This is a genomic window from Pseudomonadota bacterium, assembly GCA_026388255.1.
Taxonomy (GTDB): domain Bacteria; phylum Desulfobacterota; class Syntrophorhabdia; order Syntrophorhabdales; family Syntrophorhabdaceae; genus JAPLKB01.
Genome location: JAPLKC010000106.1, coordinates 1 through 13,769, shown reverse-complemented (window position 1 = coordinate 13,769; position 13,769 = coordinate 1). Strand labels below are relative to the sequence as shown.

Annotated in this window: 8 protein-coding genes; 5 read left to right on the top strand and 3 right to left on the bottom strand. The window is 43.7% G+C overall.

Annotated features, from left to right (window positions below; translation table 11 throughout):
* Positions 1-771: 771 nt before the first annotated feature.
* A complete protein-coding gene (locus NT178_16380) occupies positions 772-1,056 on the bottom strand; it encodes a nucleotidyltransferase family protein (GenBank protein MCX5814098.1) in 285 nt (94 codons plus the stop codon).
* A gap of 752 nt (positions 1,057-1,808) precedes the next feature.
* Here NT178_16380 and NT178_16375 point away from each other — a divergent pair.
* Together NT178_16375 and NT178_16370 are read left to right on the top strand one after the other, a co-directional pair.
* Positions 1,809-3,404 (top strand): FAD-binding protein, encoded by a 1,596-nt coding sequence (locus NT178_16375; GenBank protein MCX5814097.1) that lies wholly within the window; start codon positions 1,809-1,811, stop codon positions 3,402-3,404.
* A 393-nt stretch (positions 3,405-3,797) separates the two neighbouring features.
* The gene (locus NT178_16370) at positions 3,798-4,820 is read left to right on the top strand and encodes an IS5 family transposase (GenBank protein MCX5814096.1); all 1,023 of its coding nucleotides are present in this window, start codon (positions 3,798-3,800) and stop codon (positions 4,818-4,820) included.
* Positions 4,821-5,447: 627 nt separating this feature from the next.
* Here the strand turns inward: NT178_16370 and purL are convergent.
* Positions 5,448-8,435 carry a phosphoribosylformylglycinamidine synthase subunit PurL gene (purL, locus tag NT178_16365; GenBank protein MCX5814095.1) on the bottom strand — a complete coding sequence of 996 codons (2,988 nt, stop codon included), beginning with the start codon at positions 8,433-8,435 and terminating at the stop codon, positions 5,448-5,450.
* 2 nt (positions 8,436-8,437) lie between these two features.
* Positions 8,438-9,199 (bottom strand): sugar phosphate isomerase/epimerase, encoded by a 762-nt coding sequence (locus NT178_16360; GenBank protein ID MCX5814094.1) that lies wholly within the window; start codon positions 9,197-9,199, stop codon positions 8,438-8,440.
* 605 nt (positions 9,200-9,804) lie between these two features.
* Here NT178_16360 and NT178_16355 point away from each other — a divergent pair.
* The 3 genes from NT178_16355 to recQ form a co-directional block, all read left to right on the top strand.
* Entirely contained in the window at positions 9,805-10,545 is a 741-nt protein-coding gene (locus tag NT178_16355) for a CoA-binding protein (protein MCX5814093.1), read from the top strand.
* A complete protein-coding gene (locus NT178_16350) occupies positions 10,497-11,906 on the top strand; it encodes an acetate--CoA ligase family protein (protein ID MCX5814092.1) in 1,410 nt (469 codons plus the stop codon). The genes NT178_16355 and NT178_16350 overlap by 49 nt, the downstream gene beginning before the upstream one ends.
* Positions 11,907-12,075: 169 nt before the next feature.
* The coding region (gene recQ / locus NT178_16345; protein ID MCX5814091.1) for a DNA helicase RecQ at positions 12,076-13,769 on the top strand (1,694 nt) is incomplete at its 3' end.

The window sequence follows — 13,769 nt, the reverse complement described above, 5'->3', positions numbered from 1 at the left end:
ATGTATCTCCTTGTAGTTGAGATGAGTTATTGTATCATATGAAGGCATAAAATGCCAGTTTATTGTATACTATTGTGGACATTGTAGCAAAATAGTTGGACTACCCTCGCAAAGGTTAAGGGGATTTGGGCAACAGGCCGTAAAGATTTGACCCCAACCTTTTTTACTTAAAATGTAATTTCATGTAAAACAGCCTCCATCTTTACTTTACGAGAATATTGGCATTTGCTGACAATGTGTCAGCAAAAATGTTTTGTGGATATCTCCACCAGCTTTACAATTCTTTTTAGGTTTATCAAATTTAAAAGAATAATGACTGATTAAAGTTATTTTTTATTTTAAACCTATAGGATACAAAACAAGGCAGGATAAGGGTTTACGGGGAAATATTATTTTGCATCCACAGTGGATGCAAAATAAAAAAAGGTCTCCCGCATGCATGACCCGCATAGTTTCCACCGGCAAAATTTAGCTGCATTTTTTAGAGGTTTAACAGTGATTTTTTAGCGGGGTAAAGATAGTTATATTGGTATGAATAGGCGTTTGAAATTTAGAAATAGGTTTTAAAAGGCAGAGCGCGCAAAGTGCCATCTGGATTGACTTTACGGAGATTTCATCTGCGGTTAAAACAGTTTTAACCGCTTCATTTTACAATGTTTCAGACTTGCGGAGGAACTTTGGGGACGTATTTATATTTCAACGAGCCAGTCTTCCAGCGAGATGTTTTCGGATGCATGTTTAAACACGCAAAGACGGCTACAATAATTGTGGTCATTGATAGAGCACCAACAGTTCTTTGTCAATGTAAGGCTTCAGATGGGGGCTCAACGATTTCTCGGTTTGAAGATCTATCTTTACACCGGTGCTTTCACACAATTCTCTTTCAATTCTCACGATATCAAGGAGACTTTTTCTTCCTGTAAAATGTACAATTATATCAAGATCGCTCTTACTGGTCATATCACCTCTTGCGTAAGAACCGAACACAGCAATTTTCTTTATCCCATGTTTTACAAGGGCTGACACTACTGTCTTAAACAATTTCTCTCTTTCCATTTCTGATTACCTGTATCAATTGTAACTGAATTGCTTTATATCCTCAAGAAAAAAGACAATAATGCTCAGTTTGTACATAAACCACCACAGGTTGAGAGGGGAAACATGAAGACAAGATACAAAAGGAAAACGGGAGAATTAAAAAAATAAGGCTGTTACGGTTTAATCCTGCCGAAGGCGGGAAAATAGTATATAGCAAATCATAAATCGGAAAGAATTTGACGTATTGCTAAAAAACACAGGGATGGCCACAACGGTTATAGTGGGAAAGAAAAGATTTGCAAATGTTTAGGAAAAGTTGGAGAATAAAATATTCAATTCAACTTTGCAAGTCAGGAAGGTGCATGGGGCGAAATACATTAGATGGGGGAGCGATGATCTTTTCACAAATCCGGCATAGAATTTCTAATCGGCAATAGGGAGATATTGAAATATTGGCGATGCCCCTATGTCTCCGTCCAACCACCCCCTCCTTTCTTCCTGAAACGAACAAAATCCTTATCAGCTAACCATACAAGATATCTACCGGTATTCAATTATTTTGTTCTGCTTGAAACTTTTTTAATTGATAATAAATTAACACTGGAGAATAATAAATAAAAGGGTAGAATGACCGGGATTAAGTGCGTAAATAAAGTCTATTTGAGACGGGTAAATATAGTGTCGTCCTGTTTTAAAAGCAGTGAAGTGGAATACGTATTATTGAAGGACTTATACGCTTTTTACTCTTACTTATAAGGGGGTTGAGCAAAATGAATAAAATAATAGATAATAAAGAAATAAACCGGAGAACATTTCTCAAAAGAACTGTGGCAGGAATTGGTGCTATCGGGATGGCAGGATTGGGTGCCGCAGAAGCAATGACCGTAAACCTGCAACAGGTCCCGAAATGGGACCATATTTCAGATGTCGTGGTTATCGGGTACGGGGCAGCAGGAGCAAATGCGGCAATAGCAGCCCACGATGCTGGAGCCAAGATCATCATTCTTGAAAAGATGCCTATGGCTGGAGGAAACAGCGGCGTTTGCTTCGGGGCAATGGCTATTCCAAATGGCATCCCCGAAGCAATTGATTACTACCGGAAGCTATCTTTTGGCACTGTCGATGAAGACATGCTCCAAGGCTTTGCGGAAGCGATGGTCGGGGTATATGATCTACTCGATAAGCTCGGTGCTCAACACAAACCTCCTATAAAGTGGCACTCAACTTTTCCTGCTTTGCAGAAGGCAAATCTTTCAACTTTCAGGTTTAATCCATCCGGAAAAGATGGATTTGAATTTCTCTCAGGGCTCGTAAGGAAACGGGGAATAAAAGCAATGCTCAAAACATCTGCCCAAAGCCTTGTTCAATCTTGCGAAACGGGTGATATAGTGGGTGTCAAAGCAGAGAGCGAAGGGAAGGAGATTTATATTAAGGCTCGAAGAGGAGTTGTGTTGTCTTGCGGAGGATACGAAAATAACCCTGAAATGTTCGGGTACTACAATTTTCCTGGATTAAGAGATTTTATTTTCCCTTTAGGAAACCCCGGCAATACAGGAGATGGCCTGAAAATGGCATCGGCAGCCGGCTCTTATCTATGGCATACGGCTTCTTTGCAATGGGCCGGCTTTTGCGCCAAGGAGCCAAGCAAAAAATTCGGGGTAGCTATCGGTGCAATCTCTCCAAGGTTGGCGCAAGGTCATGGATATATTTACGTAAACAAATACGGAAAGAGGTTTATGAGAGAAACAAATACGGTGCCTCACACGAAAAACACCCTGAGTATCCTCTATTTCGACCACGAGCACACTGAATACTCCAACGTGCCTGCTTATCTGATTCTTGATGAAAAAACTTACCAAATGGGTGGACCTATTAGACGCGAAGGGTTTGGGCAATTCGGTTATGCTAACGTCCATAATATTTATGATTGGAACAATGATAAGAACATGGATATGGAGAAAGGATGGATCATTAAGGCAAATACCATTGCCGATCTGGCCGGGAAGGTCAAAGTAGATTCTAAAGGCCTGGAAGAAACGATCAACAGATTCAACAGCTATTGTATTACCGGCAAGGACCTCGCATTCAATAGAAACAGTGATTCGATGGCACCGATAGAAAAACCTCCATACTATGCCCTTGAAATGGGACTTGCCCTTGTCAATACTCAGGGGGGACCTAAACACAATAAATATGGCCAGGTACTGGACCCCTACGACAAACCCATACCGAGACTTTATGCTGCGGGCGAATTGGGATCATTCTTCGGCTTTCTTTACCAGGAAGGCTCCAATTATCCGGAAGCATGGGTCTTTGGCCATATCGCAGGAAAACGGGCAGCATCCGAAAAACCCTTCAAAGAATAAAGATGGGGAAACCAGTATCTCCTAAAAGGTAGCATAAAAGACTATCACGCATGCTTTCTGCAAATCCTCAACTTCAAGCAAAAAGCCCTATGCTTGCTTCGTGAAGTAAACTTATGGATCTATTAATGAAATATTTGGATATCGGACATTTTTTAAACGTAATATCCAAAGATCCCTTCCAGTAATTTGCCGACACTGTGTCGGCAAATCCATAATCAGCCGCAAAAAAATACAGACACCATTTTAAGACCACATAATTAAGAATCCCCTTGATATATTCTCATATCGATAATATTATTTAAGACCTTTGCACGGTAAATTAACCTTAAATGTCTTGTAACTATATGATATATATGGTATAATGGTGAATATCAAACCCAAGGAGACCTCCCCATGACAGATAAATTCACCTCAAAAGGTTTTGCCGATTATTTTATAGAACAGAGAGGATATACGAACTCGTTTTTAGAAAAGATCGATATGCTCATTAACTGGAAGAATATTGAAAGCCTTTTAAACAAAAAATATAAAAAGGTTGCAAGCGCTGATGGAAGACCGGCATATCCGGCATTACCTATGTTTAAACTTCTATTACTGCAGAGATGGAACGGATTAAGTGACCCGCAAGCAGAGGTAGCAATAAAAGACCGCATCTCATTTATCCTGTTTACAGGATTTTCCATATCAAGTCCAATGCCCGATTACTCTACCATATGCAGATTCAGGAATAATCTCCTTGAACTTAACCTCTACGAAAAACTGATGGAGGAAATAAACTCTCAGATCGAATTTAAAGGCCTGATGGTAAAAAAGGGCGCTATTGTTGATGCGACCATCGTAGAGTCCTCACGCAGACCAAGGAAGGTTACAGAGTTAATGCCTGAAGACCGCATGGAGGAAAAATCAGAGATGCCTGCCTCGGTCGTAACATACTCCGACGACCCCGATGCAAACTGGATCAAAAAAGGAAAGAGGGCTTACTACGGATACAAGGGTCATATATCCGTTGACGCTAAAGAAGGGTTTATCCTGGGAGGACACGTCACACCTGCCAGCACTGCCGATACCAAGGAACTTGAAAGGGTCATCAATGAATCCCATTTTCCCGAAGGGTCGCCTGTCTTTGCCGACAAGGGATACGCAAGTGCAGGGAACAGAAACATACTTGCAGACAAAAAGCTCATAGACGGCATCATGCACAAGGCTGCACGGAACAAACCCCTCACGCCTGCACAGCGCATTATCAACAGGCTCATAAGCTCGGTAAGATATAAGGTCGAACAGAGCATAGGAACATTGAAAAGGGGTTATCAGTTCTTCCGAATGAGGTATAAGGGACTCAAGAAGGGGAATATGGAGTTTCTCTTAAACGCAATGGCGTTCAACCTGAAAAAGGCGGCAGCAATGATAGAATAGAGGGTAAGAACATCAAAAGAACCCCTAAAAGGGCAGAAAGGGGAACAATAAGCTAATTATGGAGGCTCAAACTGCTGCCCGATGAGACAGAAAAAACATAAAAAGTGATTGCGAAGACACAAAAAGACGAGAAGTTGGAATTATGCAAAGGTCTTTATTTGTGATTATTTCTCAATAGGGGTCTTACCCATAGTTCCAAACGTTGGGGATGTCCGTGAGAGGGAGCACCTGAACATTTTCCGCGAGGCGATAGGTCTTTTTTCCCGGATAAGTCACCCACAGTCGCTCCAGCTTGAGGTCTTCGACCGCTTCCTCATAGATCTGGTTAATCGTGGGGCATATTCATACTTGAATTCCACTCCCCAGTTTTGTCCCCCTGCTTGCCAGAAAAGATCGAGTTCCGCGCCTGCATGGGTATGCCAGAAAAAAAGGTTCCCATCTTCCTTTCACAGAGTCCGGCAGACGCAATCCAGTGCAAAACCTTCCCGGGAGGCGCCAAGACGTGGGGATGTATATAATTTGTTCCGGTGTCTCGATGGACAGCAAGGTATGGAAGAGCGCAGAGATGCGCTTCCCCGAACATGCCGTTGTCCGTACACGAGAACAAAGGAAAAGGGTGCGAATATGTTAATTGTCAAACTGTTCTTTGAACGGTAACTGCCAGGCGTCCCTTAAAGAATTGATGTCTGTATCGATAATTGTATTATTGTTCATACCGCGTATGAGGAACTTTTCATCGCTTCTTACTTTCCCGATAACTGCGAATTCTATCTTACGAAACAAGGTTTTAAATTTCTCAAGATCATCTTCGCTGATTGAGGCGATGAATCTGCTTTGAGACTCTGAGAAAAGCAAGAAGTCGTCCCTGAATATTCCTGTTGCAGGTACGGAAGATAGATCGACTTCAACGCCAAATCCACCCGCGAAGGAGCTTTCTGCGAGGGCGCAGGCGATTCCGCCGTCGGAAATATCGTGGCAGGATTTTATAATGCCGGATTTGATTGCTTTTTCTAAAGCTTTAAATAGCTTCTTTGCATCCTGCCCGCGCACCCTGGGCGGGATATTGCCGTGACGGCCGCAAAGAGAGAGATATTCCGAGCCGCCCATTTCAGCGTATGTTTTCCCAACAACAATGATCAGATCGCCGTCATTCTTGAAATCCATCGTAACAGCCTTTCTCACATCATTGATTACGGAAATGGCAGATATGAGCACTGTCTGAGGGATGGAAATTTTTATTTCATTGAATATGTAATCGTTTTTCATGCTGTCTTTCCCTGATATGCAGGGTGTGCCGAAGAGCGTTGTGTAATCGTAGAGCGCCTTGTTTGCCCTTACAAGCTGGGCAAGTTTATATGAACCTTCAGGATTTCTTTCAGTCTGAACCGGGTCTGACCAGCAGAAATTATCGATGAGAGCCATTTTCTCCAGAGAGCCCCCTGTCGCAATATTGTTCCGGATCGCTTCATCGATTGCGCAGGCAACCATATGATAAGTGTCGAATTTGCTGTATTTAGGGCATATGCCGTGACTTGCCACGATCCCTTCCATACTCTCAAGGTCGGGTCTCACAACTCCCGCATCGCTGGGGCCGTTGTTGTATTTACCGGTAAGAGGCTTGACCACACTTCCTCCCTGCACTTCGTGGTCATACTGCCGCACAACGTACTCTTTGCTGCATATGTTCCAGTGTTTGAGCATGGAAATCAGGGTTTTGCCGTAGTCCTCAGGTTCTCTGACAGGCTCCTCATCAATGATTTTTCTCTCCCATTTTGCCGGCAGGGTCATTTTTGGGAGGCCTTTGTGGAGGAATTCCATATTTATATAAGCAACGGTTTTTCCGTTATAGAGAACATGAAACTTACCGGTGTCGGTAAACTCTCCGAGTATAGTAGATTCTACATTCATCTTTTCGGAAAGTTCCATAAACGTGGCAAGCTTTTCAGGATTTACCGCAACGGTCATCCTCTCCTGTGCCTCTGAGAGAAGTATTTCCCAGGGGGAAAGCCCATGGTACTTGAGAGGCGCTTTGTCAATATGTACAATGCATCCGTTTGTGTCCTCTGCCATTTCACCGATGGAAGAGGAAAGACCGCCTGCGCCGTTATCGGTAATAGCAGTATATAAATCCATATCCCGTGCAATGAGGAGAAAATCGGTCATCCTTTTCTGTGTAATGGGGTCGCCGATCTGAACCGCGCTTGTGGGCGATGCTTCAGACAATTCTTCCGATGAAAATGTGGCGCCGTGAATGCCGTCTTTACCGATTCTTCCACCTACCATGATGATGGCGTCGCCTTTCAGCGCTTTCTTGATATAACTGGGCTCCCCTTTTATTGTACGAGGCATTATCCCGCATGTTCCGCAATAAACAAGTGGCTTGCCGAGATAACCTTCGTCAAAGACAAGGCAACCATTTACTGTAGGTATGCCGCTTTTATTTCCGCCGTGTTCAACGCCCTCACGAACGCCCTCGAGAACCCTTTTGGGGTGAAGGAGTCTTGGAGGCACTGTGCCTTTGTAATCAGGGGAAGCAAAACAAAATATATCCGTATTGAAAATGAGTTTTGCTCCTTTTCCGGTGCCGAAGGGGTCTCTGTTGACGCCTACTATTCCGGTCAGCGCTCCGCCATAAGGGTCAAGGGCTGAAGGGGTATTGTGTGTTTCCACTTTATAGGCAAGGTTATATTTTCTGTTGAATCGTATGACTCCGGCATTGTCTTTAAAAACGGATAGACAGAAGTCTTTTCTACCCTTCTGTTTCCGTATCATTTCCGTTGAATCCATAATATATGTTTTGAAAATGCTGTCTATTGTTTCAACATTTCCGTCTTCTTCATATTCTATCCGGGCATTAAATATTTTATGTTTGCAATGTTCAGACCATGTCTGGGCAAGGACTTCCATCTCCACATCGGTAGGCGAGGCGGAAAGCCCCATGCCTTTTCGCTCTTCAATAATCTCATTTCTGAGAAAATATTTTTGAATAATAATAAGTTCATCACGGGAAAGAGCCCATGTCCTTTCCCTGTTTATCTTCATCATCTCTTCAATACCTGTTGACAAATCGAAGGTCTCAACTGCGGGTTCATGCTCAACTCTGACCTTGGGGATGTATATGCCCATGCCGTTGTCTTTTTCATATCGGGCAGCGTTTTTATAGGCGTATCTGTTTATGACTGTATTAGCAAGCATGCCCTCGGCGATTGTTATAATTTGATTTTCTTCAAGTTCCCCTTTTAAAAAATACATGCGCGAGGTAAAAACGCCCTCGTTTTCTTTGAATTTATGTCCTGAAAGCGCTTCAATTACTTCTTTTGCGGTCCTGCCCACATTGTCGGTAACACCGGGCTTGAATCCCACCTCAATAATCCAGTCGCCGGAAACAGGCACGGCCTCATCAAGATATCCCTCCTGGATAACGGGGTCCACAAAGACATCCGTTTTCAGAATTTTGACAATATCAACATCCAGATCAGTGTCAATCGTATAAACGTCCACTACGCTGGCGTTGACAACGTCTATTCCGAGGTCTGTTTTTATCCTTTTCTTCAGCTTATCGCCTGGAACGTCCCGTACACCTTCTTTGTATGCGACTTCTATTCTATGTGCCATATTTATGATAAAAACTCCTTTGCGTTTTTAATGCTTTCCCCAACATGCGACTCGCTGGCTATTTCCGCGGTGTAGATGATCTCTCCATTAGTATGTCTCAAGAAGGTTTTTAACTCACGGAAGGGGAATGTCCCTCTTCCTATTGGGAGGTGCTCATCCGTGCTTCCATGATTGTCGTGGAGGTGCATTTCCCTGATGCGGTCCTTAAGCGGCGTCAGCCAGCCATCAAGCGATACAGTGAAAAAGAGATTGAAATGACCTGAATCAAAGCAAAAATAGAGATTCTTATCCTTGAAATAACGGAAGATGGCAAGAAAGGTTGAAGGGGTTTCTTCGAAGATGTTTTCAAGGGTTACCATAAGCCCATCATCCGCTTCTTTCAAAATTTCCGTCCATGTTTCAAGGCTGCTGTCGAGCCATTGTTGCTCATTATGGTCAAAACGCCATTTATCATAGCCGGGGTGGCAGACAATATTTTTTGCATGGAGCACATTTGCCATTTCAACTGATTTTTTAATCTTATCCTTCGATATTGCCTTGATTTTTTTATCAAAACCGCCAGGGCACAAATCCTTGTAAGGCGCATGGACTGTGCAGGTGATGCCGTTATCTTGAAGCATTCCATTTAACTCCCGGACACTGCCCATGTCAAAGTCATCAATCACATCATTGTTTGCATATATCTCAACGCCCATTTTAAACTCAACAATCCTTTTAATGTTCGCGGCAACCATATTATAGGGCACATTTATGAATATCGGCATAAATCCATCTCCTCAATGAATTCTAATTTATAGGTTGAAGAAGAATAAATCAAGAAAAACAATTGAGTTAATGATGTAAAACTTTTAGCATTACAGGATTATTTACTTGACAAAGAAAAGAGAATCTAATAAATTGAATGTATTAATAAATATACTGGATGGAAAATGAAACATAATCAATTTATGCAGGTTTATTATTATTACTATTATTATTACACCAAGGGGAGAAATCTGCCTGCATATTGATCGGATATTTTACGATAGGAAGCCGCAGGCAGTAAAGCCTGCGGCTTTTTTTATGCTGTTTTGATTGTTTAGCAGGAGAGCAGACATGAGACACTGGATTTAATATGGAGTTCTTTGTGACATTAAAAAATAAGTCTTTCAAAACCGAATCTTATTACTACTATTACTATTGGAGAGGTTCGCCATAGGCCTGTAGTCCTGTATTTTGACAAGGCCCTGTGCGGATATTAACCGTACAGGGCCTTTTTTATTATTGTTCAAGGATTATGCGAAGAGAGGTGATCCGGATAAATGAAGAGGATATTGGAATGGATATAAAGGAAATAAAATAAAAAAACAAAACAAAAGGAGAGTAAATCATGTTAGACGCATTATTCAAACCTAATGCAGTGGCTGTTGTTGGCGCTTCCGGCAAGGAGCTTAACCTCGGTAACAGAATCATCAAAAACTTACTGGATTTTGGTTTTAAAGGACAAATTTACCCGATAAACCCGAAATTAGATGAAATCTGGGGTGTTAAGGCATACAAATCCATTCTCGATGTCCCTACAGATGTTGATGTTGTGCATATGGCAATAGCCGCCCCTGCTGTACCCCAAGCCATTGAAGACTGCGGCAGCAAGGGTGTTAAGTTTGTCATACTCAACAGCGGAGGTTTTACAGAAATCGGCCCTGTTGGTGCGGCTATTGAGGAAGACTGTATTGTCAGGGCGAAAAAAAACGGCATCAGAATATTTGGACCGAATTGTCAGGGGATCATCAATACAGACCCTGAAGCAAGGGCCTACTGTAACTTTACATTCACAAAACCGGATGCAGGGGCTATCTCGATTGTGGCCCTAAGCGGAGGTGTTGCGGAATTGATTCACCAGACTTTTGCCGAGATGGGTGTAGGTACCAGGATGTACGCATCCAACGGGAATGCCTGTGATGTTTCAATACCGGAGATCATTAAATACTATGGCAACGATGACGGAACAAAAGTAATTGTCCTGTATTTTGAGGGACTTCGCGAACCAAAGGCATTTTTGGAGGTTGCGCAGGAGCATTTTTGGAGGTTGCGCAGGAGGTTGCGGCAAAGAAGCCTATCCTTGCCATGAAAGCAGGACGAACAGAAGAGGGCGCTAAGGCGGCTGCTTCCCACACCGGCGGTCTCGCGAAACGTGATGTTACGACAGACCTTATCTTTGAAAAAACAGGAATTCTCAGTTTCCGCGATGAAACAGAACTTTGCGAAGCAGCATTTGTCTTCGCGGCCCAGCCTGTACCGAAAGGTAGTCGGGTAGGTGTCCTTACAAATACAGGCGGACCGGCAGTGATTGCCACAGATGTGCTCGCCGGTGGTGGCCTTACAATACCAATGCTTTCAGATAAAACCACAGCATTTTTGAAAGACAAGCTCTTACCGCAAGTATCAATCCACAATCCTGTGGATGTCCTCGCTACCGCCAATGCAGGGCATTTCCGGGCTGCATTGGATGCGCTTATGGATGATGACGGGATAGACAGCATATACATAAATTTTGTTACACCTTTTTTTGTAGATAACGAAAGTGTTGCCAGAGAGATGGTAGAAGTCAACAAACTGCAAAGAAAGCCCATGGTTTGCAACCTCATGACAGACAAAAAGCAGTGGAAAGAGACTGTCAGGATTCTGAAAGACGGAGGCATTCCCTGCTACAGCTCCCCGGGAGGGGCTGCCAGAGCGCTTATCGCATTGACAAAGTACGGTCAGATTTCCAATCGTGGAAGAGAAGAAACAAAACATTTTGACGATGTGAACCGCTCCAAAGCAGAGGAAATTCTTACAAATGCAAAAAATTCCGGATGCAAAGTACTGCCCGCATCGGATGTGTACGGAATACTGAATGCCTATGGTATACCTGTCGCGGACTGGAGAATGGCAGATAACGCTGAAGAGGCCGAAAAAGCAGCCAATGAAATAGGATTTCCCGTAGTGGTTAAGGCTGATTCGGAGTCCATCATCAGGAAGAGCGATGAAGGCGGCGTGGTTGTAGATTTAAAAGATGCAGCGACTGTTTCATCGGCAGTAAAAGAGATGGCGAAGAAATTCAAAGCCCCTGACCTGAAATTCTTTATTCAAAAATATATCCCCGGCGGCAAGGAATTTATTATAGGCGCAAAGGCTGAGGATGGCCTTGGACATTTGATTATGTTCGGTATCGGCGGCATCTATGTTGAGATATTTAAGGACGTAGCCTTTAAACTCTCTCCTGTTACAGATTCAGGAGCTAAAGAAATGCTTTCCTCTCTGAACGCGGCGCCCTTACTCAAAGGCGTAAGGGGAGAAAAAGGAGTGGATGAGGAAAAAATCATAGAAATTATTCAGCGTATTTCTCAAATGGTTAGTGAATTGCCGGCGATTAAGGAAATAGATCTCAATCCTGTTATGGCCTTTGAGGATCGTGTTCTTGCTGTAGACGCGAGAATGTTGCTATAGTAAGCCATATTATATTTGAGGCAGAAGGGGCCGTTATCTCCGGCCCCTTTTTTCCGCATTGCGTGTATTTTTAAGAGTCCCGATGGCTGCAGCTTATTGACATTTGCAGCCCTTTTCAGGCTATATTTAAGTTGCTATATATCTCAATTTTTGAGGAAAATATCTGTCCATGACTGAACCTGTGAAGCCCTTTTACAACGAGTTATCTCCAAAAGAAGTATTGCGTGCCTGCTTCGGGTACGATACGTTCCGTGAACATCAGGAAGAGGCTATCCAATGTCTTGTATCAGGCGAAGACGCCTTTGCTCTTATGCCCACCGGGAGCGGCAAATCAATCTGCTATCAAATCCCTGCAATGATACGTCCCGGAATATGCATCGTAATTTCTCCTCTTATCGCGTTAATGCAGGATCAGGTAGACAATATCCAACAGCTTGGCGTAAGAGCGGGGTTTCTCAATTCCACGCAGAATTATCAGGAAGCATCGGTGATTGAAGGGAAAATGCTTTCCGGTGAACTCGACCTCCTGTATGTTGCCCCGGAGAGGCTTGTTACCGAAAGCTTTATGCGGCTCCTCGGCCAGGTGAAAATTGCGCTATTTGCTATAGACGAGGCCCATTGTGTTTCTCAGTGGGGACATGATTTCAGACCGGAATACCTTAAGCTCAGTATCCTTCCCGAGGAGTTTCCCCGTGTTCCCCGCATAGCACTCACCGCTACGGCAGATGAGATTACCAGAAAAGAGATTATTGAAAAACTGCATCTTGAAAAGGCCCGACATTTCATATCGAGTTTTGACCGTCCCAATATCAATTACAGGGTTGAGGTAAAACAAAAAGAGAAGCTCCAGCTTCTTGAATTCCTTAACTCCGAGCATCCAGGCGACTCAGGCATCATTTATTGCATGACGAGAAAGAAAGTGGAGGAGATCGCGAAATTCTTATCCGACAAAGGCCTGACTGCCCTCCCTTATCACGCGGGCCTTGACCGGAAGGCACGGTTTAGAAATCAGAGGCGGTTTTTTCGGGATGACGGAGTGATAATGGTTGCAACCATAGCCTTCGGCATGGGCATTGATAAACCTGATATCCGCTTTGTGGCCCATCTCAACCTGCCGAAAACTCTGGAGAGCTATTACCAGGAAACAGGTCGTGCCGGCCGGGACGGCGAAAAGGCCGATGCGTGGATGATCTATAGCCTGGCAGATGTAATTATTCTCAGGCAGATGCTCGAAACCTCCGAGGGAGATGAGCAATTCAAAAGGATTCAGATGACCAAGATGGAGGCCATGCTGGGCTACTGTGAGACCACAAAATGCCGCAGACAGGTATTATTGAATTATTTCGGGGAAGAACGTTCCCAACCTTGCGGGAACTGCGATGTGTGCGAAGGAAGAGTAGAAACATGGGATGGAACGCTGGTTGCCCAGAAGGCCTTGTCCTGCGTCTACAGGACAGGACAGATGTTCGGATCTCTTCACATTATTGACGTACTGCTCGGCAAGGACAGCGAGAAGATCCGCCATTTCGGCCACGACAGGGTCTCCACATTCGGCATAGGCAAGGAACTCACAGAAACCGAATGGAAATCCGTACTCCGCCAACTTGTTGCTGCCGGAATGCTGAAGGTGGACATCGGGGGAAAGGGTGGTTTCCAATTGTCTCCCGTGTGCAGGCCGGTGATCAGAGGAGAAAAGGTATTTGAATTGCGCAGAGACCCGGTTCCTGTCAGAAAAAAGGCAAAAATAACCATCGAAAAAGGCAGGATAGTCATTAAAAAAGAAAAGGATTCCATTCTCCCTGAAATGTATCAGGATGAACTTTGGGAGAAACTTCGCTTGCTGCGCCTTGAAATCGCCAGATC